Raw genomic sequence first — 24559 nt, 5'->3', positions numbered from 1 at the left:
TCACAGGCTGTCGAGGGCCGCCAGGCCAAGGGAAGGGGGGATGCTCAGATACGCGGCCAGCCGACGCGGAACGCGGCCTGGTACAGCTGCGGGGCCACGACCCGCACACCGAAGTTGAACGCCGGCCGCAGGAACGGATAGGTGGCCCCATTGCGGAGGCCGGTCTCCAGGTAGAAGCCGTACTTGTTGGCCGGCGTCCGCCCGTACGGCGGTGTGAAGCCCACGCCGGTGCCGACCTTCGTCTCCCAGCCGCCGCCGGTGAAGATGACCGGGCTGTGGGTGATGGAGCGGCGCAGCGTCCCGGAGATGACCGCCGGCCCGGAGCCCGGCCGCGCGGGCGTTGGCGTGCCCCGCTTGTGCGCGCCCGACGATGCGTTGATCTTCGCTTGGCGTTCGATGGCCAGGGCGAGCGCGGTGATGACTTTGCGGGCCTTGGCCTGGCCCTCGCGTTCGACCTCGGCGAAGATCCGGGTAAACACCCCGGGGCGCAGCTCCATCGCTCACCCCCGCTGGCGCTCGGCCTTACGGCGTTCCCGCTCCGACTCGCGTTCCTCGTGCTCCGCGATCAGGCCGATGAAATCCAGGCAGTACCGGCGCACGTACATCGGGGTCTGCTGCAGCTGCTCCCAGGACCAGCGCATTTTCCGCATCAGGGCGAAGTCCACCCACTCCGCGGGCGCCGGCTGACTGCTGCCCCACGTGCCCTCGATGATGGACTCGACCGGGAGGAGGACGTCCTCGTAGTACGGGGAGCCCGGGCCTACTGAGGGTCCGAGACGCGGCCGATCTCCTCACCAATCCGGTTGATGATGGCCAGCGGCAGCCGGGCCACGTTCTCCGGGGTGACCGCGCCGAGCCTGGTCTGCTCGCCGGCGCCGAGCGACTCGAACAGGTCGGCCGGGTCGGCGTCCGGGTCGATGTCCAGGACCGCGCCCGGGTCGAAGGCCTCATACACCTTCCAGGCGACGATCAGCCGGGCCATCACCTTGTACATGGCCTGCTGCGCCGCGTTGGAGTCCAGCGGCATGCCTTTGTCGTCGGTGGGGACGTCCTCGGGCTGCAGCTCCGAAGGAGGGAGTAGCTGCGGGTTCCGCAGCAGGACACTCACGTTGTCGCCGAGGTCGGGGAACTGCAGCAGGACGTACGGGTTCGTGTATCCGGACACGGGTGGTGCTCCTTGCAGAGGGCGTTGAGGGCGTAGACCCCGGCCGTGCCCCGACGCCCTCACGCGCGGCACGGCCGGGGAGTTGAAGGAAACGCGCAGGTCAGAGGCCTAATACCCCGCTGAAACGAAGTTCTTCAGCACGGCCTGCACCGAGCCGGAGTCGGCGGCGTTGTAAATGCCGTTGATCTCGAAGTCGCCCTGCACGTAGGTGCCGGACGGGTCGGGCTTGCCCTTGGACCAGCCGCCCTGCGTCGTCGTGATCGTCAGCGAGGCGCCGCCCGCGTCCACGCCCGCGCCGACCGGCTGCACGAGGCTCATGCTGGTCGGGTTGTTCTGCAGGGCCTGCAGGTACAGGTTGTAGTCCGCGTCGGACTCGTAGATCGCCTTGTACGTGATGTCCGCGTCCAGGACGCCGGAGAACACCTCGCGGGGCTGCTGGCTGCCGTTGGAGGCGTGGATGGCTTCGACGGGTCGCTTCAGCGTCAGGTCGTACGAGAGACCGCGCGTCGAGGCGGAGCCGGCGTTGGTCATGGCGAACTGCCAGCCCAGCAGCGGCGGCGGCTCCGAGAACGCCGGCGTGAACGGGCCGGCCTGGATCGAGGGAATCCAGCCCATGTACTTGGCGCCGCAGGTCACGATGCCCTTCGGGTCAACCTTGAGCGTGACGTCGGACAGCATGCAGCCCTGGTAGCCCCACGCCTCGAACACGTTGGACTGCGTGAGGCTGTAGGTGGGCTTAGGCGTGGTCGCGGACTGCTTGAACGTGTGCGTCGTCGCGGAGACGACGGTGGCGCCGCTGGTGTGCGCGTTGGTCAGGCCGGCGGCCGGGCTGGTGATGGGGATCGTGTAGGGGCCGGCGCCGGACGGGGTGCCGGTGACCGCGTACTCGATCTTGGTCCCGGTGTCGATCTGGATCGTGGAGCCGAGCGGGATGGTCGCCGCCGTGGTGATCGACGTGGCGCCGGCGGCGGTGGACGAGGACAGCGTCGTGGACACACCCGGGGTGACGGTGTCCGGGCCGATGATGCGCAGCGCGTACCCGATCGCGTCCGGGTAGGCGTTGAACTCCAGGTCCACGGACGAGTCGCCGGCGCCCTGGTACAGGCCCTGCAGCGCGGAGTCGTTGTTGCGGTACGACTCGTCCCTCAGCTGGTCGTAGTTGATGTCGAAGTCGAGTTTCGTGCAGGGCAGGAAGTACGAGGGAGTCACCCACGTGCCCTGCACGCTCTCCTTGGCGAGCCCAACCCATGCGAGCTTTCCGAGCAGCGTCACCGCGGCTCACCTCCGTCCCTGTCGGTGTCCGCCGCGGCGGCGCGCTTCCTGCTGGTGGTCTTGGGGGCCGCCGGCTCGTCGGCGGCCGGCTCGGGCTTGTCCTCGACGGGGGTCCAGCCGTCGAGCAGGACGTCGTGGTCGTGTTCCTCGCCGGGCAGCACCTGGACGGGCGGATCGCTCATCAGCGTCCAGGCGTAGGCGGTGTCGTTGCGCTGGCGCACAGTGGGCTCCCGCAGTAGGTGGGCATGACGAAGAGGCCCCAGGGGGCCGGGCGAGGGCGTGAAAGGGCGGGCTAGGACGTGTAGTCCTGGTCGTCCGCCTGGTAGGTGATCGTGGCCGTGAGTTCGGCCTTCGCTTGGATTGAGGCCTCGGGGTCGGCGAAGGCCACGTCGATTTCGGCGGGGTCCTCCGCGACGGACAGGAAGCGGGCGCCGTGCGTCTTGTCTTGGAACAGGCCCGAGACCCGCTGCAGGACGAGGTCCACGGCCGCGTCGAAGGCGGCCTGTACGGACTCGGCCTGCCCGGACGGGGAGGACTGCGGCCAGTACAGGCGCAGAAGGAACTGATGGTGGTTGATCTTCCGGTTGAAGCCGAACCGCTCCACCCGCAGGGCCACCCTGGTCACGTACAGCCGGGCTTGCCGCTGCGCCCCCGTACGCGGCACGTAGGCCTGCACCACATCAAAGGGGCCGCCGGCGGTCTTCAGGAGCGCGGGCAGCCCGTCTGCGGCGCTGTAGGACCGCAGCCAGTCCGCCTCGCGCTTCACGGCATCTGCTGTGCTCACCAGTCCACCCCCGCGTCTGTCAGGTGGGCTGGTAGCGGCACAGGATCGCCTCGGCCTGGTCCCGCAGCGCGCCCGGGTCGTGGCCGAACTGGTTGCCGCCCGGGTCGATCTCGCCGAGCGCCAGGACAGCGGCCTGCAGCTTGCAGGCCCGGGCAAGGTCGGCGGGGACGGTGCTGTAGCCGCCGTCGTAGGCGACGCGGATCAGGGAGCCGAGCGGCAGGAAAGTCCCGAGCGTGAACCACACGTGCCCACTGTCGTTCTCGGCCCCGATCAGGCTGGCCGCGTTGACCTGCTGAGTGCCGCCGTACGAACGGACCAGCGTCACCTGCAAGTTCGCGTACGCCCACATCTCCGGGTAGCGGGGCGCGAACTCGTTCAACCACACGTGCCGCACCTGGTCGCCGGCGCCGAGTGCGTTGGCGTAGGAGCGGCCGAGGCTGCCGAGGATGTCCATGGGCAGGCTGGTGGCGTCCGTGTACTCGTCCGGATCGATCCCGGTGGCCCGGTGCGTCTCCGGTACCCCGGTGAACGGGGCCAGGCGGCGGCCGGCGAGGCCCTCGCACAAGCGGGTGGCCTCGACCATCAGCTGGTCCAGGTTGGACGCCCCGTAGTCGCGCACCAGGTCGGCGAACTGCCCGGTCTGCATGTCCGCAGCGGACGCGAGCGGGACCGGGGAGTCCGCGGCCACGGGCTACTCCCCAGCGGGCTTACGGGCGGCCGTCTTCCGGGCCGCGGCCTTCTTCGCCGGCGGCTTCGGCCGGTCGCCGGCGTCTTCGGTCTTGCGCTCGGCGGTCGGCGCCTGCGGGTTGACCTCGGAGAACTCCGGGTTCTTACCCTCGTCGCCGTCGCCGTCGCCGTCGCCCTCGCCGCCGTCGCCGTCGCCGCCATCTCCGTCGCCCTGGCCGTCGCCGTCGCCGTCGTCGTCCGGCTCCTCGGCGGCCGGGGTGACTTCGCTGAAACCGCCGTCAGCGATGGCGAGCAGCGGCCCGACGTGCTCAGGCTCCACCTCGACGACAGAGCCGTCCTCGGGCCAGTGGTTGCCGAAGCTGTCGCTACCGGCCCGTTCCTTGCGGATGCGCGGCATAGCGCGCTCCCTTCGATGTGAGGGTCTCGGTCTAGGGGGGGCCGGCGGTGCGCGGATGGGCGCCGCGCACCGCCGGAGACTGGATCAGCTGGACAGGTTCGTGCTGACGCGGTTGATGCGGCCGAGGTACTTCGGCGCGCGGACCGCGAGGCAGGTGTCCGAGGCGATCGCGAACGGCAGCGAGTCCGGGGACGCGGTGGTCGGGTACACGTCCAGCGGCTCCAGCTCGCGCACGTACGGGCGGACCACGAAGTTCGGGTCGCGGGACATCAGGTAGATGTTCTCCGCAAAGGTGCCCTGCGGCTGCATTGCCGCGTTGGTGCCCTGGTAGGAGGCCGGGACCTGCGCGGGCACGGTCGAGCCGTTCTTCGGGGTCAGGGTGACGCCGTCGTCCAGGATGCTCGTGGTGAGGATCGGGGTGACGCCGTCCGTGCCGACACCGACCGTCGCGTCGACGTAGCCGAGCAGGGTCTCGTTGCCCGCGCTGGTGCCGCGGTAGACCTTGTACAGGTTCGGCTGGGCGCCGTCGAGGCCGGTCGGCGTGCTGAACGACAGGGTGACCGTTCCCGTGGGGCCGGTGACGGCCGCCGAAACCTCCGCCGACGGGAGCACCTCGCCCTGGCGGGCGATGACCGGCACCACCTTGTAGTAGTACGTGGCCGTGGCGAGGCTGCCGCCGGTGGTTCCCGGTGCCGTGGTCACGGTGCCCATCTGGAAGGCACGCGCGGACAGGAACGAGCTCTTGATGATCGGGATGTCGCGGTAGCTGATCACGTTCAGACCAGCCGCGACCTCGACCTTGTCCATGAACCGCTGCTGCGCCGTCACCAGCTGCTGCACCTTGCTCGCGGCGGTCGGCGACATGACCAGCATCCACGAGGCGTCAGCGATCGCCATCGCGGCCTGCTGCTCGACCATGTCGATCAGCTTGTCCAGCCAGCCGAGGCTGAAGCTGGCGCCCTGGGCGTCGAGCGCGTTCTGGTTGGTGCCGGAGAACGTCGCGCAGAGCGTGTCCAGGCCGTCGAACTGCGGGTAGCCGCCGAACTGGGTCGAGCCGGAGTTGCCCCACAGGACGGCGGTCTCGATGTCCCAGTACAGGCCCTGGACGCCGCCCTCGATTTCCTGCTGGCGCAGGTCGCCGATGAGCTGCCGGGTGACGGCCTGCGAGTAGCCGGTGACCGCGCCCACGCTCTGCATGTTGCGGATCGTGAACTGGTTCTGGACGTACGTGGAGTTGGTGACGGGGCGGGCACCGCCGTCCGTCACGAAGCCACCGGCCGCGCGGGCGGTCCGCTGGTTGAAGTAGTAGACCGTGCTGTCCCACTTGCGGGACTGGATGGACCGCACGAGCGGGGAGTAACGCCGCTGGTACTCCAGCAGCATCGGGTCGATGATCTTGTTGATGAGGGGTGCTGCACCAGCGGCAGTCAGCGCCTCACGGAGGTCACCAGTAGTCATGGCGACGTGCCTTTCTCGGCAGGATGCGGGCATGGAAAAGCCCCACGCCACGGGTGGTGGGTGGGGCCGGGGCGACCATCTCTGCCGAGCGGCACCAGCCCTGCAGGCTGGCGGTCAGAAAGCGTGAAGGGCCCTTACAGGCCGCGGGTGTTACTCGGCCGGAGCCGCGCCGCGGGCGCCGAGGATCGCACCGACCGTGGACGGGGCCACGTGCGCTCGCCACTCCTCGTCGGTGTACTGGTGCAGCGGCTTCTGCGGCCAGCCCTCCGGCAGCCCGGCCGAACCGGTGCCGCCAGCGGCGGCAGTCTCCGCGACCGGCGCGACAAGGCCCTTACGGGCCGGGCCGCCGGTCGTCTCGACGTGCTCCTGGATCGCCCGCGGCAGCGCCGCAGCGACCCCCTCGGCGACGAGCCGCTGGATGCGCTGCTCCTCGGTCTCGGTGACCTCCGCAGCGGCCGGGGCCGCGGCCTCGGCGACCGGCTCGGCCGGCGCGGACTCCGCAGCCGCGGCCGGCTGGGGGGTCAGCGCGGTAACGAACCCTGCGAGGGCGTCACTCAGCTTGTCGATCTTCGCGCCGAGGGCCTCGATACCGTCGGTGCTGCCCGGGGTCTCGGCCGCCGGGGTGGTGGACTCCGCCATGGCGGGCTCCTCCTCCTGGGTTAGGGATTCGGCGGCCGGAGTCTCCGGTGCCGGGGTCTCGATGAGGGCGCTACCGGCCACGTCCGCGGCCGGAGTCTCGGGGGCGGTCTCCATCGCATCGCCGCCGCTGTCGTCGTCCTCGCCCATGCACTGCGCGCACTCCCCTGCGCTGCACTGGCACGGGCAAGAGCCGGGCGTCTCAGGGATCGCGCAGCCGCAGCCGCACGGGCACGCGGCGCCGGCCGCGGACGCGGGCTCGCCGTCGTCGTCGGGCTCGCCGGGCACGTCCACGTCGGCGTCCATGTCCGGGTCGATGCACGCCAAGGCCTGGCAGGCACCATCCATGGCCGCGCGGCCGACGGCGTCGAGGTCGTGCGGGTCCAGGCTGTACGAGGACACCGTTACCGTGGTCGGCCCGTTGGTGAGGGACACGTACAGGTTCCCGGCGTCCGCCGCGTCCATACCCCAGCACTCCGCGAGCGCCTCGGTGACCTGCGCGGCCGGCTCGATCAGCCACCCCTCCTGCGTGGACACCTGCACGCCGAAGGTCTTCAGCGCCGTCTTGATGCGGCCCTTGATCCGCTTCAGCTGCGCGCTCGTGTAGAGGCGGGCGTTGTCGGCCTGGTTGATGTACGACCAGGCCGCTTTGGCGTGGGCCTTGGTGTCGAGGGGGTACCGCTTCTTCTTGTCCTTCTGGTACCCGGGGTCCGCGTAGGTGACGTCGCCGTACGGCTTGGTGTCGTCGCCCTTCGCGTCGGCTTCCGTGACGGTCGTGGTCACCAGCGCCTCCTGCACTGACTCGGTGATGAGCACCCGGCCACCGGGCGCGGACTCCGCCGGGCCGCTGCCCGCCGCGGGGGTGAACGTGTCGATCTCGGCGCCTGGAACTCCCGGTTTCCGGGTGAAGTCAAGGCCGTCGATCTCCAAATCCGGGGCGGTGTCGTAGGACTTGCCGTCGGGGCCAGTCTCGCGGCGGACCTTGCCGACCCATGCGCCGCGGATCGACACCCCCTTGAGGAAAGCGGGGCCGCCTCGGGTGTCTACAAGGGCGGCGATCTTGCGTCCCTCGTCGGTGTCGGCGAGCTCTGCGGTGAACCGGGCCGAGCCGTCCTCGGCGAGCGACGCGGAACTCAGCCGACCGACGATGCATCTGGAGTCATCGTCAGCGCCGTGTGAGGTCAGCATGACCGCCGGGTTCGTCCCGGAAGCGATCCGCTCGGACAGGCGCTCCACCGCCCGGGCGATCGCCTCAGGCGAGTAGTAGCGGCCGTTCCTGCTGACCCCCGGCACGAGGGCGGTTCCCTCAATGGTGGCGATCGCCTTAGCCACGGCGCCTCCCTTCCCAGGGTTCCAGCATCATTTCCAGCATCACTCCCGGTACACTTTCCGGCATGACGGACGACAAGATTCGCGAGAATCGGCTCCGCCGGATGGCCGGCCGACAAGGGCTCTCTCTGCGCCGTTCGCGACGGCGCGACCCGCGCGCCTTGGATTACGGGCTCTACTGGCTTGACCGAGCGGACGGAACCACGGCAACGGCGCCTGAGGGAAGCACGATCGACGAGATCGAGCACTACCTGACCACGCCCCGGTGAGGCGCGACTCAGAGGCAGCGTGGCGGAAGTTCCGAGAGCGCGTCGCCGAGCTGGGCGGCCAAGTGATCGAACCGAACTGGCTGGGCACCAAGGTCCCGCACCGGGTGCTCTGCGCCGCCGGACACGAAGCCGAGCCTCGTCCTGGTGACGTGAATCGCGGCATCGGTCTCTGCGTCATCTGCGCGGGCAAGGACCAAAGCGTGGCGTGGCGCCTGTTCCTCCAGCTCGTCGCCGAACGCGGTGGCGAAGTACTCGAGCCCAAGCCACTCGGAGTCAATACCCCGCACCGGGTTCGCTGCTCTGTAGGTCATGAGACGAAAGCAACGCCTTCCTATGTCCGGGTCGGCGGCGGCATCTGCCCAGTCTGCGCCCCTACTTCGACGGCCCGCGCTGAGCAGCGCTTCCGCAGCTTTGTGGAAGCATCCGGCGGCCGCGTTCTGGAACCTCAGTGGCTCGGCGCCAAGAAGCCACACCGCGTGATCTGCGCTCATGGTCATGAGACGTCGCCGCGGCCATTTGACGTTCAACAGTCCGGCTGCATGTGCCGAGTGTGCTCTGGCCATGATTCCGCCGCGTCCTGGCGCGCATTTCAGGACCGGGTTACAGAGCTGGGCGGGACCGTGGCCGAACCGAAGTGGCTCGGCAACAAGGTGCCGCATAACGTCGTGTGCGCGAAGGGGCACTTGTCCCTCATTCGCCCGAACAACGTTCAACAAGGCGGAGGTATTTGCCGCACCTGTGCATACAAGGTGTGGGACGTCTTCTATGTCGTCGCAAACGACGCGGCGCGAGCCGTGAAGTTCGGGATCACGTCGTACGACCCGCGGGCGAGGCTTCGACACCACCGCGCGGACGGCTTCGATCGCGTCGTCACGACGATCACCGACATGCCCGAGGCTCCTGAGCTAGAACGTAAGATCATCACGTCGCTCCGGTCCGCGGGCGCCGAGGCCATCGCGGGCCGCGAGTACTTCGACCTGAGCGCCTTGCCGATGATCCTTCGGGTCGTCGACAACTGGTGACCGTCGCCACCCCGGTCACCTCCCCATGAGGGCGATCGAGGTCTGCGGGTAGACCGGGTTCGTGCCTGCGAGGGTCCACGTGACGCGGCCGAACGACGGGAGGACGAAGGCGGCGCTGCTGTTGGCCACGTTCGGCATGTGGAGGCCGGCGAACGCGGAGCCGGTGCCGGCGGTCGTGGTGAGCTGGGCGATCTTCGCGATGGTCGGGTACCAGTTGCCGTCCGGGTCCTGAACGTCCAGGCCCACGTTCAGCGTGGGCGTGGTCCCGGTCGGCGTGCCGGCCACGGCTACGGCCAGCCACACGTCGCTGATGTCGATCAGGTTGATGGGGCCGCTGTTGGCGCTGCCCGCGCCGGACAGCGTGCTGGGGGTCCCGGACGTGTTCAGGTTCCACAGGACCCGGGCCGGGCGGTAGATGCTCATCGTGGTCTCCAGGTCAGTTGAACCAGGCAGCGAAATGGCCGAGGGACACGTCCGAGGCGTAGCAGCAGCGGCACCGCGGGTGGACTGGCATCTGCGGCACGTCGGCGGCGCTCCAGGGGCTGCCGGCCTCGAATTGCAGGCATCTCTCGCAGACCCGTTCGTCGCCGGCCGTGATGACGTCGATCAGCTGGACGCCCTCGGACCGGTACAGGCTCAGGGCGCCGTCGTCCGCGGCGGCGGTCATGGCCCAGTCCACGACGAACGCGACCGCGCCGCGGCTGTTGGAGGTGAGGACGTCCATCGCGGCGTCGATCATGGCCTCGCGGGATGCGCCGTCCTCTGCCATCTGGGCGAGGACGTGGCCGAGGTCTCCGGCGGCCTGGTCCACGATGCGGCCGAGCCAGCCGTCCGCGTCGCCCCACAGCTCGTCGAGCCGCTCCAGGGACTGGTAGGCGTCCTTGAAGGCGATGTTCCAGTCCAGGCCGATCTGGCTGGCGCGTTCGGCGGCGATGGCGACCGCGTTGACCATGCCCTCCGCGCGGCCGGCGGTGATCGCGTTACGGAGCGCGGCCCGGACCTTGCTCCAGCCGGGCAGGTCAGCGAGCGCCCGGAGCATGGCGCGCGCCGCGGCCAGGGCCTCCGCCCGGATGCTCTTACGCCGCTCCTCGTCCGCCTCCGCGAGCCCGGCACGCTCCCGGACCCGGTCCACCGTCGCGGCCAGCGTGTCGCGGTCGAGGAGGGCCTGCCACGCGTCGCCGACCAGGGCCGTGTGTTCGGCCTGCTTCTCCTCCCGGCGACCGAACAGGATCGCCCACATGCCTTCCAGCTTCCCGAGGTCGATCGTGACTTCGAGGATGCTCGGATCGTGGGCGTGCGCGATCGCCGTCTGCACCGCGGCCACACTCGCGGCCTTGACCCGCTCGGTCATCGGGCCACCGGACAGCGCCCACCCGGCAGCGAACGCCTCCCGGGCGTAGGGCTCGATCGGATGTGGCATTGGCACCCCCGCGCGATGTCCAGCGGCGCTGCCAACGCCGATGCGGTTCAGGGATTTCGGCGAGCGGCCTGCCGTCGCGCTCGTGCGCGCTCTCGCATGCAGGCCCGGCACTTGCGGCTGGGCGTCTTGCGATTGCCGCCCTGTTCGAGCGCTGTGTTCGCGTCGTCGTAAGGATGGCCTTGCGGGCAGTGTGTCTTCCGGCCAGGGCGTCCCTGCGCGCGCCACTCGTCCCACCACTGCTGTTTAGCCTCGGCAACCTTGGCCCGAGACGCAGGGTTGTTCATGGGCTGGAGGTCCCGCGCCTTGGCTAGCTCGCTGAGCTTGGCTCGCGTTTCGTCTGAGGTGACGCTCCCCGCCGCGCGCCAGGCCACCCAGCGCTTCGTGGCGGCCTCGGAGACCGCCCTCTTCGTCGATTCCGGGATCGTCTTGCCCTTGTGTACTCGGCTGACGGCTTGGCGCCGGGCGGGGTCTTTCATGCGCTCAAGAGCAGCTTGCCGGATGCGCTCTCGGGTTTCGGAGGACGCGACGCGCCCGAGGGTCCCAGGACCGCCGTCGGTGGCGTTAGTCAGGCGTGCCCCATTGGCTCGGTACGCGGCGATCCATCGCTGTTCGGCCTCCCCGTGGTCCTCGACTGGAACGGCCTCGATCTCCGTCATCACCGGCGAGACGCCCTCTTTGAGCAGTGAGCGGATCCACCGACTCTTGTGGTCCTGGCGACCGGCGTCAGAGATGTGGCCTCGAAGTCGTTCGGCAAGCGATCGAGTTGTGACCCCGACATAGCGGACTTCGCCCGACCGTGGGTCGCTCAGCGTGTAGATCCAGGCCATCCGACCCTGTACGTTCATGTACATCAGTGTACGTGAGTGGCCTTGTCTGTACTCTGGCGTTATGAAGGAAGAGCCCGTCGAGATGAGCACCGCCGAGGTACGCACGAACCTGGCGGACGTGATCAACGCGGCAGTCCGAAACCGGATCACCTTTGTGACCAGTCGCGGGCGCCGTGTGGCGGCTGTCGTGCCGCTGGCGATCGCCGAGGAGGCAGTAACGCGGGACGACGAACAGTCCTAGCCGATCCGCTTCGCGATCAGCGCGGGCACGTCCTTGGCGCGTAGCGGGTGGTTTGGTGGGTCCGGCGGCTGGACGGGGCCGGGGTCAGGCTGCTGCTCGCTCATCGATACCTCCCGGGAGCGTGGCCAGCGCCTCGCGGAGCCGGCGCCTGTAGGTGGCCCGTGCCGACTCCTGCGGCAGGTCGTCGTCCGGCTGGTCGTCGCCGTCCGGCTCGGGCGGCTGCTGGCCGCCGGCGAACGCCTGCAATTGCGGGGGCACGGGGGCGGGTTCGGGTTTCTCCACGCCGATCGGCTCCCCGTGGACGGGCTCGCCGGGGTCCAGCGCGGTGCCCTTGAGCTTGGATGCGATGTTGGCCTTGGATGCGGCGTCCATGTCGGCCCACTTGACCAGGTTCTCGCGGTCCACGAGGACCGCCTGGTCGCCGCCCTCGACCGCGGGCTCGCCGACGTCGACGCGGTACCGGTTGAGGGTCCAGGAGCCGTTACGGAGCCGCATGTCGCGGATCTCCTCGACGGTCTTACTGTCCCTCATGTCGATGTCGCGGAACTTCAACTTCCAGCCGTCGACACCGAAACCGTTTTTCGCCAGCGCGTAGTTCAGGGCTTCCAGCACCAGCTCGGCAATCGGCTGGCAGGTGTTGACCATGAACGTCCGGTCCTGCGCCTCACCCGTACCGCCGCCCAGGTTCCCGGACTCGATGATGCCGACCTTCGCCGGCGGCACACCGTACGCGGCGATGATCTCGTCGCGCTTCTGGTTCAAGAATTCGAGGTAGTCCATCGTCCGGGACTGCGCCAGTTCGTGGACCCCGGCGCCGCCCTTGGTGTTGATCGGGTTCCCGATGTTGCGGGGGCCGATGTTCCGCTGCTGGTACTGCGCGTTCCACCGGTTGATGTCCGCCGCGGAAGCGGAGGCCGGGTGGTCGACGTGGATCTGCGGGGGCGCGCCCTTCCGGAAAATCTCCTTCGACGTGGCCGCGGCGAACAGCCACGCGGTCATCGGGAGCAGCGCGGCCTGCGTCGGGCTGACGCCGAACACGCTGGAGCGGGGCGAGTCCAGGCTGATGTGGATGACCTCGCGCGGCTCGAACGTGGCCCGCTGGCCGAGCTCGGTGAACTGCACGTAGGAGGTGACGGTGCCGTGCTCGTCGGCGATCGGCAGCATGCTCGGGCAGTCCAGGCTGTACAGGGCCACCGGCTGACTGCCGATCCACACGACCTCGATGTACGCGTCGCCGAACACCAGCAGGTCCACGATCACGCCGCGCAAAATCTGGCGGATGTTCTCCCGCGGGTTGCAGAAAGCCAGCATTCCCTCGAGGAGTTGCACCTCGGCGGGCTTGTCCGGGGCCTCCTCGTCGCCCTCGCCGTCGTCGTTGTCCCAGTCCGTGACGAGGCCGCCGGCGGTGATCGTGCGCGCGATCGCGTTCACGGACGCCCACGCCCACGGGCACGCCATGTAGGCCTCGTACAGCTGGCCCAGCATGGAGCGGCGGTCCGTCTGGGTGGCCGAGCCGATGCCCTGGTTGGTCTCGGTGAGACCGCCCGGGCCGATGCCGTACTCGAAGCCAGCCCGCTCCGGGAGCTTGCGCTCCGCCGAGGCAGTCTCCAAAACCTCCGGCTCGGAACGCCGACTCTTCCACCAGGAGATCACGCCCACGGGGCCTGCACCGTCCTCCCCGCACGCGGCGTCTCGTCGTCGTCTTCAGACCACCACGCGTCAGCCGCGGGGGCGGTGTCGGTCGGCCGGTAGGCCATGGCCGGGCCGAGGGGCTGGAGGACCTCGCCGATCGGTTCGGCCGGCTGCTCGCCGAGGATGACCATTTCCGGGCCTGCGCCGAGGTTGGTCAGCAGATAGCGCAGGGCGTCCGATGCGTGGTCATCGGCCGTGGTGTCGGCGTCCTCGGGGTCGCCCTTGGTGGCGTGCGGTAGGTCCGCGAGTTCCCGGTACAGCTCGGTAAGCGTGTCGAACAGGTGGATCATCGGGCAGGTTTCCCAGCCCCGCGCCCGGTGGTGCGGGCACGCCGGCCCCTCCGCAAGGTAGGAGCGCACGCGCTGCCAGCCGGTCACCCGGGAGCCGGCGCCCTTCCCGGCCTGGGTGAGGTGGACGCCGTTCTCGGCGTACACCGCGGCGATGGCCTTGGCATCGCCTCGGGTGGCCCACATCGCGTCATCCGCGAACCGGGCCGCGACGCGCTCACCCTCGGATTCGGCTTCCAGGATCAGCCGGGCCTGCTCGGCCTCGCCGACCTGCCGCTTGTACAGCTCTCGGTACACCCAGACGCGGCCGTCCTCGTCGACTGCCGCCCACAGCACCGCCCACGGGGCGCTGTAGCCCCAGTCCACGCCGTTGTACCGCCGCCAGGAGCCCGGCAGCTCGATCGGCTCGATCACGTGCCGTTCGCGTTTCAGCTGGGGGAACATCTGGCCGGCGAACACGTCCCAGTCGCCGTCCAGGAACGCGGAGCGCAGCTTGCCGTCCAGGGCCTGCAGGTCTTGGGCGTACTCGGGGTTGACGTGCGGGTTGTCCGACAGCTTGGACGGGATGAACCGCACCGTGCGGCCACGGACGTCGGTGATGATCTTCTTGCCGTAGTCGGTGGGCTTGATGAACCGCGTCTTGACCGCGCCGTGGCCGGCGCCGCCCGGGTTGGTGCCGGAGCGGACTCCGAGGACGGGGGTGTGACGGCTACCGGACCGCAGACGCGTCTCCAGGAACGAGACCACGTCGGGCGGCGTCAGCGTCCGCTCATCGAACGTGAGTTTCTGGTACTGGCCGCCCTGCCTGCGGCTGGCATCCTTCACGGTCTCCGCGTAACGGAACATGATCAGGCTGCCGTTCGGGAACCGCAGCTCGTACTCGGTGCCGTTCCATGAGGCCCCGAGTTTCGCCGCGTACCCGACCAGCGCCAACTCCGCGAGGAGGCTCTCCTTCAACTCCCCGTACGTCCGGCGGAACGCGCCGATACGGATGCCCGGATAGCGGATGCAGTCCCGCAGGTCATCCATGAGGAGCGCCCGGGTCTTGCCGCCGCCGGCCGCTCCCCCGTACAGGACGTCGAACTCCTCGGCCGCATGGAACAGGGCCTGCTTCGGGGTGGGGACGTATCCGAGGCGCTCGAAGACGTCGATGTTCCGCAGCCGCTCGGTCTCCCGCCGCTGGGCCTCAGTACGGAGCCGCTTCAACTCCTCCAGCTTCGCCAGCTGCGCCGTCAGCAGCGGCGAGCTGCTCGCGGAGCGCTGCAATCTGGGCGTCGATGGCGTCAATCGTCAACACCTCGACCTTCTGAGGTGCGTCCGTCCCCTCGATCTTCGCGCGCTGCGCGAGGACCTTCAGGACGATCTCGGCGGCCTTGATGTCGCCCCGCAAGGCTTTCGGCCAGTACGCGGCTTGCAGCCGGTCATACCGCTCAACGGTCACCTGCCGAAGCACCGCGACCTGCTGCGCTTCCTCGACCAGGTTCCGCTCTAGCGCGCGGGTGACGTCCTTACACGCCGCGCCACGGTCGGAGTAATCCAGCCGGTCAGCGATGGTCTGCCAGTCCACGCCGGCCAGGCGGAGAGCGATGGCCTTGGCCCGCCGGTCCGCGGTCTTGGCCTGCTGCGCTTTGGATGCCGGCATGCTCACACCCCCGTCGTGTACGTCACCGCAGGGCGAGCAGGGCGTGCAGATCGGCGCGGGCGGCCGGGTCGTTCTGGAAAATCCCGGTGTAGGACGCGGTGACCATCACAGAGCCGGGCTTACGGGCGCCCCGGTGGGCCAGACACCCGTGTTCGGAGCGCAGGATGCAGGCCGCACCCTCGCTGGCCAGATGCTTGTCCAGGGCGTCGGTGACCTGCCGGGTGATCCGCTCCTGCGTCTGCAGACGCCGCGCGTACACGTCCAGCACCCTGGGCAGCTTGGACAGGCCCGCGACGGAGGCCCCGGGCGCCGGCTGGTAGGCGATGGTGGCCGTCCCGGAGAACGGCAGCATGTGGTGCTCGCACAGGGACGTGAACGGCACGCCTGTGACGGCGATGGGCTGCCCGGAGTGCTCCACAGGGAACGTGCGGCCGAGGTGGACGGCCGGGTCGTCCTCGTAGCCGGCGGTGAACTCCTCGAGCGCGCGCAGCCACCGGGCCGGGGTGTCCGCGAGGGCCGGGTCCTCCGGGTCGAGTCCGCGCGATGCGAGCCAGGCGGTAAGGCCGGCGGTGAACCGTTCGGAGGCCTCGTCAGGTGAGGGGGTAAGGGTGCTCATCGGGCCCTCTCGTTCCCCCACGCCAAAACGTGAAGGCGGTGAGTGAGGTTGAAGCCGGCCGCGATGGCGGGATCAGCGATGACGGCCAGGTGCTCGGACAGGGAGGTGGTGTCGGTGCCTTCCGGCATGACCCACACGTGGGCCGGGTCGATACCCAGCCCGGCCACGGCGTCGGCGGCCTCGGCCACGTCCTGCTCGGTGGCGCACACGAACTTGAAGACGGCGCGGCCGGTGGCGGCCAGGGCGAGGAGCGCGGCCGGGCGGATCCGCATGGACAGCGGGTCGCCGGCGTGCGCCAGCTTCGGAGATACGTTGAAGCGGCTCACCCGCTGCCCGGTGTACGGGGTCGGCGCGAGGGTGCCGTTCGTCTCCACCTCGATCTCGACCCCGGCGGCGGCCAGGCGGTCCAGGAGAGCAGCCCACCCGGTCTGCCGCTGATGCATGAGCGGCTCCCCGCCAGTGATGACGACAATCGCTGGGGCACCTTGCAGAGCGCGCGCGGCGAGGTCCTCCACGGGCTGCCGAGTCAGCTCCGTCCGCAGGTCGAAACGGGACGCGTCCCAGGTGTACGGAGTGTCACAAAATGTGCAGGAAAGATTACAGCCGCCGAGGCGGATAAACGAGGCCCGCCGGCCAGTGGACGGCCCCTCGCCCTGGACGGTGTGTGAGAACACCTCGGCGACGACCAGCGTCGGCGTGCCGGTGATGCCGGTCATTGGCCGGTCCAGGTGGCGTCGTTCACGTGCGTCTCTTGGATGTGCACGCGGGTGACGCGTGCGCCCGGGGCGTGGACCAGCCCGTGGAGCGCCTCATCTGCGGCCTGCCCGATCATGGCCGCGACGTTCTCCACAGTGGGCCAACCCTCAACCTCGTGCACCTTGCACTGGTTGGCCCGCAGGATCGGCAGCAGCGGGTCCTCGGGGCCGAGCATCACCCCGTGGTCCAGGTGGGTGTCGATCCACTCCCGCAGTGCCTTCTTGAACGGGCCGAACTCGACGACGAGCCCGTCGGCCAGCTCGTCGGCTTCGACGGTGACTGCGGCCCACCAGGAGTGGCCGTGCAGGCTGACGCACTTGCCGGGGAGGTGCGGCAGCCTGTGGCCGGTTTCGAAGTTATGCCTCACGGTGACGGCATGGCTCATCGGCTGGTGACCTCCTGCCCGTAGGGGCGGGCCACCGTGTAGCGGGTGGTGCCGTTGTCGTGGCCGATGTTGTCGTGCACGCCGACGACGTCCAGGTGGACGGCGCGCAGCTGGTAGGCGCCGCCCCACTTCTCCCACTCCGAGGCCACGTAGCCGTCCAGGTGGGCCCACAGCCGGTCGGCGACGTCCTCGTTGGTGGCGTCCTTGAACACGCGGCGCGTCAGCTCGTGGATACGCCGTTCCAGGGCCTCGTTGGTCTCCTGAAAGCTGGGGTAGCCGTGCCCGCCGAGGGTGTCGTACACGACGGTGACCGCGCCGGTGTGGGAGTGGGCGCGGAGCCCCATGGCCCGGTTGACGTTCGAGAAGAAGATCGGGACGGGGCCGACGGTGACCGTCCGCAGGAGGTCGCTGTCGCTCATCGCATGACGCCTTTCTGTCGGGCGGCCTGCACACCCACGGACGCGTTGATCAGGTTGGTGGTGGTCGCGTCCGCGAAGTACAGGTGCAAGCCCGGGGTGGCGATGCGGCCGTTGCGGGGGACCGGGTTGTGGGGGCCGTCCGGGATGGTGATGGGCCCGTGCCGGTCGCGCACGTACTCCTCGCAGCGGCGCCACGCGGCGGCGGCCACCTGCGCCGCGTATCGGCGGTTGTACGTGGCCCGGGACGCGAACACCAGCGGGTCCTGTCCGTGGGCGCGGATCAGCTCCCGGTGCTGGAGGATCGCGTCGCGGTCCCGTAGCCACACCTTGACCCACTGGCCGCGGTCAAACAGCATCATGTAGCCGAACCGGAACGGGCTGGTCCAGGTGGAGGAGTCCACGCTGTAGAACGGGAACTCCCGTAGTGCCCTCAGCACGGTCATGCCGAAGCCGTGGAACACTGCCCGCCCTTCAGCGATCTTGAAGGCTTTGGCCAGCCACGGCAGCACTTCCTTGACCGGGTTACCGAGCAGCTTGCCGAGGGCGATGTACGTGTACCCCTCGTCCAGGTACCGCTCCAGGTAGGACCAGGGCGCGCTGGTGTGGAAGACCGGGATCGGGGACAACCCGTACCGGGTCTCCAGCGTCTGCTGGTTCTTCCAGGTGGCCTCAGGGGCGCCGATCACGTCCAGGTTGGCGTACAGCGTCAGCAGGTGATCCCAGCGACGGCACCACGCGGCGTAGCCCTCGATCGTGAGGGTCAGGCCGAGGGTGCGCGCGGAGTGCGCGCCAGAGTCCCCGAACACCATCCCCTGACCGGTCGCCAACTGGTCCAGGAAGTGGTCCATGTTCTTGGTGCCGAAGTAGGCGTAGGAGGACAGGATCTTGAACGGCTGGTCGAGGTCTGCGCTCACGCGCTGTCCTCGCGGGCCTGCTCGACCTCGGTGAGGAGCCCGCGCAGCTTGGCCTCGTCATCGTCGCCCTTGTGTGCATCCAGCGCGGCCCGCCACCGGTCGAAGGTGTCCGCGGTTACGGTGAGCTGGATCTGCGGCCGGAACACCTCGTCGTTGGGCTCCCCGTGGCTGCGGGTGAGCTCGTCGGCGTCCTCCGGGGGCAACTCCAGCAGCGAGGTGAGGTCATCCAGGGCCTGCGGCGTGTAGCCGGTGCCATCGAAGTCCCCGTCCAACTCCCTGAGCAGCTCCGCGAGGGCTTCGTTGTCGTACGTGCCCAGCTCCGCGGTGCGGTTGTCGGCCAGGTTGATGCGGCGGGCGGTGGCGTCATCGCACTGGTAGACCTCGCAGCGGGCCACCGGCTCCCACGGCCCGTTGTGGCAGACACCGCAGGGCCGTTCCTTGCCGCCGACCTTCACTGTCTCGCCGCAGTCGCCGGCGCCGTGCAGGGCAAGTGCCTGCATGGTGTGGTTGCCGGCGAGCGCGATGAGGGGGCCGTCGGGGATTTCGCGGATGACGAGGCCGCGGTATTGGCCGTTACGGCGCAGGCTGTTGAGGATCTGCTCCACGTTGCCGCGTTTGGCATTGCCCGGATAGGGCGTGATCTCGTCGATGGGGATGTCGCGGGTGCCTTGGTACGTCACGCTCATCGACGGTCTGCTTTCTGGCGGGTGAGGGCGTCCACGCCGTTCTCCTCAGGTGATGGTGAGGTAGCCGAAGTTGATGACCGGCTGCTCGGGGTTGTCGGTGATGCGGAGCCACACCGTGTACTTGCCGGGCGTGAGCGTCGGGCCAGGGCTGCCGGGGCCGATGAGGACCTGCGCGCGGTAGGCGCCGCTGCCGGTGTTGGTGCCGTCCCAGCCGCCCGTGTACCAGGTGACGGGGCGGGCGTTGGCCGTGGTGAACGCGAACTCCACCGTGTCGCTGGTGGGGTTGTAGGGCTGGCCTTGGACGGTGACGGAGACCTCCGCGCCGACGTACTCGCGGGAATCACGGTCGATCGTCTGCACCCTGGCACCCCCTACTCGTCAACGTTCCAGCGGGATCGGGTCAGCCAGGACCGCCAGCGGCCCGGGCTCTGTTCCGTCTGCCAGCGGCCGGGGAGCCCCTCGGCCTGCCAGCCGCTGTCGTCTTGGCCGGCGTGCCAGCGGCCGAACGGGCCGCGCGCGATGACGAGCAGCTGGTGCAGGTTGCTGCGCACCGCCGTGGCCGCGGAGTGCAGCGCGGCGGCGGCGTGGAGGGCCACCGCGTAGAAGCGGCCGGAGCGGATACCGGCCACGCCGAGGACTGCGGCCCGGTAGGCGGTCAGGACTGCCTGGCGGACGGTCGCAGCGGCCGCGGTGACGGTCGCGGGCCGGGCCAGGCGGATCCTGCGCCCTGCACTCGCGGCGGTGGCCAGGACTGCCCCGAGGGCCAGGCGCGCGGCGGCCCGCAGCGACTCGGCAGCCGTCGTGGCCACAACGGCGGCGAGGGCCCGGTACAGGAGCCGCTGCGCGCCCGCGACAGCCCCAACGGCGGCCGTCTGGGCGAGACTCGTGGCCCGGCGCAGGTCGGCCCCCGGGGTGCTGCTGGCGGTGAGGCGGAGCGTCGGCATCCGAGTGAGGCCGGCGCCCACGGTGGCGAGCGCGGCGCGGGCGAGGCCTGCGGTGCGGTGTTTCGCCGCGGCGGCGGTTGTGGTGGCCGTCCGGGCGAGGGCGGTCGCGCGCTGCACGGCCCCGCCGGCTGCTGCGACGGCGGCCACGGCCAGGCCCGCGGCCCGGGCCGTCTGCCCTTGGAGGAGCACGACCGCGGAGGCCAGGAGCTCGGCGGCACGTCGGGCGCTGCTCTCGGTCACGGCGACGGCCGTGGCCTGGAGTTGAGCAGCCCTGCCGAGTACCGCGCCGGTGGCCACGGTCGCGGCGAGGATGAGGCCGCGCGCGATCCCGGTGATGCTGCTTACCGCGGTGGTCGTCACCGCGGCGGCCAGGGCTCGGACGAAGGCCTGCCCGCGCGCGAGGCCCGTGGAGAGCGTGACCGTCGCCGGCCGGGCAAGCGAGACCAGGCGCCGGCGGGTGGCGGTCGTGGACGAGGTCGCGGCGCGCGCGAGTTGAGCGGCGCGCCGCACAGTTGCGGGCAGGGTGACGGTGGCGGCCAGGACGGTCCGCAGCGTCCGCGTGACGGCCGCTGTGGCGGTCGCGGTGCCCGCGCGGGCCAGTCCCGCGGCGCGGTGGCACGCCGAGGTGGTGGCTGCGGCGGCTGCTTGGGCCAGGGCCGTGGCCCGGATCGTGGCCGGGCTGCTGGTCACCGTTGCCGCGGGGGCGAGGTCAGCGGCGCGCAGGATGCTGGACGCGGTCGTGGCACTGGCGCCCCGGGTCAGCGCGGTCGCTCGAGCGCGTCCTCTGACCAGGAGCACGGTGGCCGCCCGAGGCAGCGCCGTCGCGCGGGCCATCGTGGCAGCAGTGGTGGTCGCGGCCTGGACGAGCACGCTGGTGATGCGGCCCCATAGCGCCGTACTGGTGGTGGTGACGGCTGCTTGCCGCGGCAGGGCGGCTTGGCGCTGGGCGCCGGCGCCGGTCGCGGCGGTGGTGACGTACGCGTTCAGGACGGTCCCGCGCCGTACGGCCGAGGCAGTCGAGGCTGCCGCGGCCCGGGCGAGGATGCTGGCGCGGCGGCACGTCCCGACCGTGCCGGCCACCACGGCGAGGACGCCGAGGACCACCAGGCGTACGGCAGACGTCACAGTCGTGACGGCCGCGACCCGGGCCAAAGACGCGGCCCGGACGGCGCCGGAAACCGTCGTCGCAGTGGCCGGGCGGGTCAGGGCGACCGCGCGGGCCACGCCAGGCGCCGAGGTGGCCGCGGCGGCGCGAGCCACAGCGGCCTTCCGGCCGAGGCCGGCCGTAAGCGCTGCCACCGCGGCCAGGGCGGAAACGCGAGGAGTCGAAGGACCGCGGCGGCCGTCGTGACAGCGGCTGCCTGTGCCAGCCCGGCCAGCCGGCCGGTGCCTGCGCTCGTCGTGGAGGTCGCGGCCGAGGTGACGTTGAAGACGGCCGGCCCGGACGCCGCCGTCAACGCCACGGCGGTGCACATCAAGCCGCTCGCCTTGGACACGCTGTCGGTCGCGGCTGCCGTTGCCGCGATCTGGTCAACGACGCCGATACCGACGTTGAAGCTGCTGCCGCCGGTGAACGCGGTCACGAGGTTGATACGCGTGGTCCACGGCGAGCCGGGCAGCGTCTGCGTGTACGTGCCGGAGCTGACGGCCCCGTGGCACCAGATCAGCACCGACATGTCCGTACCCGCCGCGCCGGTCAACGCCGGCGAGGCAAGCGACGTGCCGTTCGTCTTCGTGGTCTTCGTCGGGTGCAGGTGGACCGGCGTGGTCGTGTCCACGCCGGTGTAGCGGAGGATCGCCCCGGCCATCTCCACCGGGCTCTGCGACGAGGTGATCGTGTAGCTGGACGGTTCCGAGGACGCGACCCGGTAGTACGTGAAAAGCCGTTCGCCGTCCGTGGTGTCGTTGAAGTTATCCAGCACGGTCCAGCCGGAGACACCGGACAGTGTGACCCCGTTGGTGTCCACCGAGACCGCGAGGAGCAGCAGGTCACCGTCCGCCGTCCCCGACGGAACACTGACCGTGACAGAACCCGCGTTCTCCGCGGTGTTCGTGGACGAGGAACCGAAAGCGATCGCCACCGGGCCGCTCCCTCCCCCGCCGGGCGCCCGCTACTGGAACTTGACCGTCAGCGTGTAGGACACCTGGTCGCCCGAGCTCAGCACCTGCGCGCCGTGGTCGGCGTGGAAGAACAGGGACCCGTTGGTCACGTTCGAGACGCCGGGGATGTTCCCGCCGGTCACGGTGTCGCCGGACGCGATCGTGGAGATTCCGGTGCCGCCGTTCGATCCGTTCTGCGCGCGGGTCACGGTCAGCGTGTTGGTGCTGATGTTCGTGATCTTCATGACCTCGTTGCGGACCTGGATGTACTGGTTCACGCTGAAGTTCGCGCCGTTCGCGACGACTAGGTTCGTCGCCGAGGTCGAGCCGATCACGCCCGAGCCGGCCTGCACGCTGTCCACCGCGGTCGGCTTGGACGCCGAGTCCGACAGCGCCACCTCGGCGATCGACTGCGGCGAGCCCGACGTGAACGTCCCGGTGACCTGGTACGTGTCGTTCGGGGTGTTCCCGGTCACGATCGTCGACGTCCCCGCGACCCTTGACTCGGAAGCCTCCTTGAACATGCCCACGTCGGAGACGGCCGCGGCGAGGCCGGCAGGGTTGTTGCCCCACGCCAGGTTCACGGGCTCCGCGCCGGAGCCCTTCACGCGGTTGGCGATGATTTCCCGCCCCTTGGCGGTAACGACGGGGTTGGCCATCAGGCTCTCCTCTTGCGGTTGGAGCGGGCGATACGACGGTTGGCGAGCGGCTGGCCGACCAGCCGCCACCAGGCGGCGCGCCAGCGGCTGGAGTAGTGGGCGGCGACGACGCCGTGGTCCTCGACAGTGCCGTCCGCGCGGCGGACGACCATGCGGAGTTCGCTGGAATGCGGCACGTCGGCTTTGCTCACACCCGGCACCGCCTTCCTGGATATCGGCCCGGTCAGTGGGCCTGCAGTGCGTGGACCGTGGCGGGGAGCACGTAGAGGGCCAGGCCGGCGTAGGCGAGGCGGTCCCGGTGCGGGACGCTGCTCGGCAGGAGCGCGGCCAGGGCGAGGAGGACGAACGCGAACACGTAGCAGACGACTTCGAGCATGGTGGCCTCCGGGAGAGGTGGGCTTCTATGCGTCGAGGACGGCGATCAGCAGGTGGTCCGGGATCGATGCGACCTGCTCCCACGTCCACCGGTAGTGGGCGGCGAGCACCAGGCGGATGAGGTCCACCAGTGCGGGCCTCCTGTCAGGTTCAGGCACGGTCGGCGATTGTGCGGGCGATCGCGATCCAGCTGTCCGCGAGGCTCTCCAGCCGCTGCATCAGGGCGAGGTCGGTGACCATCTCGGCGTTCCGTAGCAGCCGGGCGGCGTTGACCAGGGCGCTGTCCGCGGTGGGCGGCTCGACCGCGGCCGGGGCGGTTTCGTTGCTCTCGCTCACGCGGCGCCTCCTGGTGAGCGGCGGGTATCCGCCGCCGGCAGCGACCCTCAGCGCGGCCGGCGGCGGACGTCTATGCGGGGGCGTGGGTGCGGTCGGCGCGCTGGCGGGTGGACTGCTCGGCGCGGAGGACGTCCATGGCCCGGTACTTCGGCCAGCCGCGGCGGTTGACCGGTGTGATCTTTCCGCGTGCTCGCCATTGGTAGATCACGTCTCGTGTTACTCCGGCGGCTTCGGCGGCTTCGGCGGTCGTCCAGAGGGCGCGGTCGAGGTCTCCGTCGATGACCATTGGCGTCCTCCCTCTGGAACGGCGAAAGGCCCCGGAGCTGGTCCGGGGCCTTTCGAGAGCATGGTGATCCGCGCACAAATCTGACGGGACCGCGATCGTTTGTCAAGCCGCTTGCTTATCTCCCTGCGCGGAGGCCAGCCGCTTGGTGTGGTCGAAGTATTCAGCGGGCGTCAGGAGCAGCCCGCAGTTGATGTTCCTGCATTCGATGTAGTCCTCCGCGTCTCCGCGGAACAGGGTCAGCAACTCGCAGCGCGGGCACGGGACTCGATAGTGCTCTAGGCGGGCGTCGCGCCGGGTGAAGCGGAGCGCGACTCGATGCCATCCGTAGATCTGAACGGCAGGGTTACCGGATTGCGGTTCGTGGAGTTCCTCGGCGAGGGGGTGCTCGGCCAGGGCCCACTCCAGGTGGGCGGACAGGAACCGGACGGCGCCGGCGGCGTTGCGGCCTTCGGTGCCGCGGCCGGGCCGGTGCCGGAGCCGGCGCAACTCGCGGACGTCGTCTTCGAGGTCGAGGAGACCGCCAACGATGTGGTCCGTCAGCAGTCGGGCGGCCTGTCCGGGCCAGGACGGCGTTGGACTGCGGCCGATCGTGCCGGACGTCTTAGGGGCGGTGCCGTTGACGGCTTCAAGGCTGATCGCGACGACCAGCTCGGGCAGTTCGAGGAGCTGCGCCTGTGCGCGGGCGATGCAGCGCAGGCAGTGGACGGGCTGCCCCCATGTGACGGGGATGTCGTGGGGGGTGCCGTCGGCGGCGAGCTGCTGCTCGGCGCGGCGCCAGGCGTTGTTGCAGGGACCAGGGCAGGGAGCGGGCACGAGGAGCCTCCCGGTGTGCTGAGGGTGGTGCCACCAGTTTGCCTAAGCCTCGATCCACCGACCGATGCCTGTGGATGACGCTTGGGAAAATGAAGAAGTGCCTTGTGACCTGCGATGATGGGAGTTCTTTACGCTTCCAGCA

35 protein-coding genes are annotated in these 24559 nt (G+C 70.0%); 3 read left to right on the top strand and 32 right to left on the bottom strand.

The window, feature by feature from the left end; translation table 11 throughout:
* Positions 1–44: 44 nt before the first annotated feature.
* The 10 genes from ACWDA7_RS30485 to ACWDA7_RS30440 all read right to left on the bottom strand — a co-directional run bounded on the left by ACWDA7_RS30485 (position 45) and on the right by ACWDA7_RS30440 (position 7731).
* Positions 45–497 carry a hypothetical protein gene (locus tag ACWDA7_RS30485; RefSeq protein WP_450608168.1) on the bottom strand — a complete coding sequence of 151 codons (453 nt, stop codon included), beginning with the start codon at positions 495–497 and terminating at the stop codon, positions 45–47.
* A gap of 3 nt (positions 498–500) precedes the next feature.
* A complete protein-coding gene (locus tag ACWDA7_RS30480; protein WP_450608166.1) occupies positions 501–665 on the bottom strand; it encodes a hypothetical protein in 165 nt (54 codons plus the stop codon).
* A 95-nt stretch (positions 666–760) separates the two neighbouring features.
* Positions 761–1165 (bottom strand): hypothetical protein, encoded by a 405-nt coding sequence (locus ACWDA7_RS30475; RefSeq protein ID WP_450608164.1) that lies wholly within the window; start codon positions 1163–1165, stop codon positions 761–763.
* A 108-nt stretch (positions 1166–1273) separates the two neighbouring features.
* On the bottom strand, positions 1274–2437 hold the full coding sequence (locus ACWDA7_RS30470; RefSeq protein WP_450608162.1) for a phage tail tube protein: 1164 nt from the start codon (positions 2435–2437) through the stop codon (positions 1274–1276).
* The gene (locus ACWDA7_RS30465; protein WP_450608160.1) at positions 2434–2658 is read right to left on the bottom strand and encodes a hypothetical protein; all 225 of its coding nucleotides are present in this window, start codon (positions 2656–2658) and stop codon (positions 2434–2436) included. Before ACWDA7_RS30465 ends, ACWDA7_RS30470 begins: the two co-directional genes overlap by 4 nt.
* A gap of 71 nt (positions 2659–2729) precedes the next feature.
* Positions 2730–3221, bottom strand: coding sequence for a hypothetical protein (locus tag ACWDA7_RS30460; protein WP_450608158.1), 492 nt, complete (start codon positions 3219–3221; stop codon positions 2730–2732).
* A gap of 19 nt (positions 3222–3240) precedes the next feature.
* Positions 3241–3909 (bottom strand): hypothetical protein, encoded by a 669-nt coding sequence (locus ACWDA7_RS30455; RefSeq protein WP_450608156.1) that lies wholly within the window; start codon positions 3907–3909, stop codon positions 3241–3243.
* 3 nt (positions 3910–3912) lie between these two features.
* Positions 3913–4305, bottom strand: coding sequence for a hypothetical protein (locus ACWDA7_RS30450; RefSeq protein ID WP_450608154.1), 393 nt, complete (start codon positions 4303–4305; stop codon positions 3913–3915).
* A gap of 84 nt (positions 4306–4389) precedes the next feature.
* A complete protein-coding gene (locus ACWDA7_RS30445; protein WP_450608152.1) occupies positions 4390–5763 on the bottom strand; it encodes a hypothetical protein in 1374 nt (457 codons plus the stop codon).
* Between the two features lie 150 nt (positions 5764–5913).
* Entirely contained in the window at positions 5914–7731 is a 1818-nt protein-coding gene (locus tag ACWDA7_RS30440) for a DUF6582 domain-containing protein (RefSeq protein WP_450608150.1), read from the bottom strand.
* Between the two features lie 62 nt (positions 7732–7793).
* Between ACWDA7_RS30440 and ACWDA7_RS30435 the strand changes: the two genes are divergently transcribed.
* Together ACWDA7_RS30435 and ACWDA7_RS30430 are read left to right on the top strand one after the other, a co-directional pair.
* Positions 7794–7997, top strand: a complete 204-nt coding sequence (locus ACWDA7_RS30435; protein ID WP_450608148.1) for a hypothetical protein — start codon at positions 7794–7796, stop codon at positions 7995–7997.
* A gap of 62 nt (positions 7998–8059) precedes the next feature.
* The gene (locus tag ACWDA7_RS30430) at positions 8060–9019 is read left to right on the top strand and encodes a hypothetical protein (protein WP_450608146.1); all 960 of its coding nucleotides are present in this window, start codon (positions 8060–8062) and stop codon (positions 9017–9019) included.
* 15 nt (positions 9020–9034) lie between these two features.
* Here ACWDA7_RS30430 and ACWDA7_RS30425 read toward each other — a convergent pair whose 3' ends face one another.
* From ACWDA7_RS30425 to ACWDA7_RS30415, 3 genes are read right to left on the bottom strand one after another with little or no spacing between them, the layout of a single operon-like run.
* Positions 9035–9442, bottom strand: coding sequence for a hypothetical protein (locus tag ACWDA7_RS30425; protein WP_450608144.1), 408 nt, complete (start codon positions 9440–9442; stop codon positions 9035–9037).
* 13 nt (positions 9443–9455) lie between these two features.
* Complete coding sequence (locus ACWDA7_RS30420; protein ID WP_450608142.1) at positions 9456–10439, bottom strand: hypothetical protein; 984 nt, start codon at positions 10437–10439, stop codon at positions 9456–9458.
* A 47-nt stretch (positions 10440–10486) separates the two neighbouring features.
* Positions 10487–11284 (bottom strand): GIY-YIG nuclease family protein, encoded by a 798-nt coding sequence (locus tag ACWDA7_RS30415; RefSeq protein WP_450608141.1) that lies wholly within the window; start codon positions 11282–11284, stop codon positions 10487–10489.
* Between the two features lie 43 nt (positions 11285–11327).
* Here ACWDA7_RS30415 and ACWDA7_RS30410 point away from each other — a divergent pair, with 43 nt between their 5' ends.
* Positions 11328–11507 (top strand): type II toxin-antitoxin system prevent-host-death family antitoxin, encoded by a 180-nt coding sequence (locus ACWDA7_RS30410; RefSeq protein ID WP_450608139.1) that lies wholly within the window; start codon positions 11328–11330, stop codon positions 11505–11507.
* A gap of 84 nt (positions 11508–11591) precedes the next feature.
* Here the strand turns inward: ACWDA7_RS30410 and ACWDA7_RS30405 are convergent, their stop codons facing one another.
* From ACWDA7_RS30405 to ACWDA7_RS30315, 19 genes are all read right to left on the bottom strand, one after another.
* A complete protein-coding gene (locus tag ACWDA7_RS30405) occupies positions 11592–13166 on the bottom strand; it encodes a phage portal protein (protein ID WP_450608137.1) in 1575 nt (524 codons plus the stop codon).
* The gene (locus ACWDA7_RS30400; RefSeq protein ID WP_450608135.1) at positions 13157–14773 is read right to left on the bottom strand and encodes a terminase large subunit domain-containing protein; all 1617 of its coding nucleotides are present in this window, start codon (positions 14771–14773) and stop codon (positions 13157–13159) included. Before ACWDA7_RS30400 ends, ACWDA7_RS30405 begins: the two co-directional genes overlap by 10 nt.
* The gene (locus tag ACWDA7_RS30395; protein WP_450608133.1) at positions 14673–15128 is read right to left on the bottom strand and encodes a hypothetical protein; all 456 of its coding nucleotides are present in this window, start codon (positions 15126–15128) and stop codon (positions 14673–14675) included. Before ACWDA7_RS30395 ends, ACWDA7_RS30400 begins: the two co-directional genes overlap by 101 nt.
* A gap of 22 nt (positions 15129–15150) precedes the next feature.
* Positions 15151–15744: a GTP cyclohydrolase I gene (gene folE / locus ACWDA7_RS30390; protein WP_450608131.1), complete on the bottom strand. Its 594-nt coding sequence runs from the start codon at positions 15742–15744 to the stop codon at positions 15151–15153.
* Positions 15741–16460, bottom strand: coding sequence for a 7-carboxy-7-deazaguanine synthase QueE (locus ACWDA7_RS30385; RefSeq protein ID WP_450608129.1), 720 nt, complete (start codon positions 16458–16460; stop codon positions 15741–15743). The genes folE and ACWDA7_RS30385 overlap by 4 nt, the downstream gene beginning before the upstream one ends.
* Complete coding sequence (locus tag ACWDA7_RS30380; RefSeq protein ID WP_450608127.1) at positions 16457–16885, bottom strand: 6-pyruvoyl trahydropterin synthase family protein; 429 nt, start codon at positions 16883–16885, stop codon at positions 16457–16459. The genes ACWDA7_RS30385 and ACWDA7_RS30380 overlap by 4 nt, the downstream gene beginning before the upstream one ends.
* Complete coding sequence (locus tag ACWDA7_RS30375; RefSeq protein ID WP_450608125.1) at positions 16882–17304, bottom strand: hypothetical protein; 423 nt, start codon at positions 17302–17304, stop codon at positions 16882–16884. Before ACWDA7_RS30375 ends, ACWDA7_RS30380 begins: the two co-directional genes overlap by 4 nt.
* A complete protein-coding gene (locus ACWDA7_RS30370; protein WP_450608123.1) occupies positions 17301–18218 on the bottom strand; it encodes a hypothetical protein in 918 nt (305 codons plus the stop codon). The genes ACWDA7_RS30375 and ACWDA7_RS30370 overlap by 4 nt, the downstream gene beginning before the upstream one ends.
* Entirely contained in the window at positions 18215–18904 is a 690-nt protein-coding gene (locus tag ACWDA7_RS30365) for a hypothetical protein (RefSeq protein ID WP_450608121.1), read from the bottom strand. The genes ACWDA7_RS30370 and ACWDA7_RS30365 overlap by 4 nt, the downstream gene beginning before the upstream one ends.
* A 45-nt stretch (positions 18905–18949) precedes the next feature.
* On the bottom strand, positions 18950–19264 hold the full coding sequence (locus ACWDA7_RS30360; RefSeq protein ID WP_450608119.1) for a hypothetical protein: 315 nt from the start codon (positions 19262–19264) through the stop codon (positions 18950–18952).
* A gap of 11 nt (positions 19265–19275) precedes the next feature.
* Positions 19276–21147: a hypothetical protein gene (locus tag ACWDA7_RS30355; RefSeq protein WP_450608117.1), complete on the bottom strand. Its 1872-nt coding sequence runs from the start codon at positions 21145–21147 to the stop codon at positions 19276–19278.
* Positions 21051–21929, bottom strand: a complete 879-nt coding sequence (locus ACWDA7_RS30350; RefSeq protein WP_450608115.1) for a hypothetical protein — start codon at positions 21927–21929, stop codon at positions 21051–21053. Before ACWDA7_RS30350 ends, ACWDA7_RS30355 begins: the two co-directional genes overlap by 97 nt.
* A gap of 30 nt (positions 21930–21959) precedes the next feature.
* Complete coding sequence (locus tag ACWDA7_RS30345; protein ID WP_450608113.1) at positions 21960–22607, bottom strand: hypothetical protein; 648 nt, start codon at positions 22605–22607, stop codon at positions 21960–21962.
* Positions 22607–22798: a hypothetical protein gene (locus ACWDA7_RS30340; RefSeq protein WP_450608111.1), complete on the bottom strand. Its 192-nt coding sequence runs from the start codon at positions 22796–22798 to the stop codon at positions 22607–22609. The genes ACWDA7_RS30345 and ACWDA7_RS30340 overlap by 1 nt, the downstream gene beginning before the upstream one ends.
* A gap of 32 nt (positions 22799–22830) precedes the next feature.
* A complete protein-coding gene (locus tag ACWDA7_RS30335) occupies positions 22831–22983 on the bottom strand; it encodes a hypothetical protein (protein ID WP_450608109.1) in 153 nt (50 codons plus the stop codon).
* Between the two features lie 25 nt (positions 22984–23008).
* A complete protein-coding gene (locus ACWDA7_RS30330) occupies positions 23009–23140 on the bottom strand; it encodes a hypothetical protein (protein ID WP_450608107.1) in 132 nt (43 codons plus the stop codon).
* The gene (locus tag ACWDA7_RS30325) at positions 23133–23318 is read right to left on the bottom strand and encodes a hypothetical protein (RefSeq protein ID WP_450608105.1); all 186 of its coding nucleotides are present in this window, start codon (positions 23316–23318) and stop codon (positions 23133–23135) included. Before ACWDA7_RS30325 ends, ACWDA7_RS30330 begins: the two co-directional genes overlap by 8 nt.
* 70 nt (positions 23319–23388) lie before the next feature.
* Positions 23389–23604, bottom strand: coding sequence for a MerR family transcriptional regulator (locus ACWDA7_RS30320; protein ID WP_450608103.1), 216 nt, complete (start codon positions 23602–23604; stop codon positions 23389–23391).
* 102 nt (positions 23605–23706) lie between these two features.
* A complete protein-coding gene (locus tag ACWDA7_RS30315) occupies positions 23707–24417 on the bottom strand; it encodes a hypothetical protein (RefSeq protein WP_450608101.1) in 711 nt (236 codons plus the stop codon).
* Positions 24418–24559 lie beyond the last annotated feature (142 nt).

The sequence above is a fragment of the Streptomyces sp. NPDC001156 genome (genome assembly GCF_053598275.1).
The sequence above is the reverse complement of the archived record's forward strand: the minus strand, read 5'-3'. Positions and strand labels throughout refer to the sequence as shown.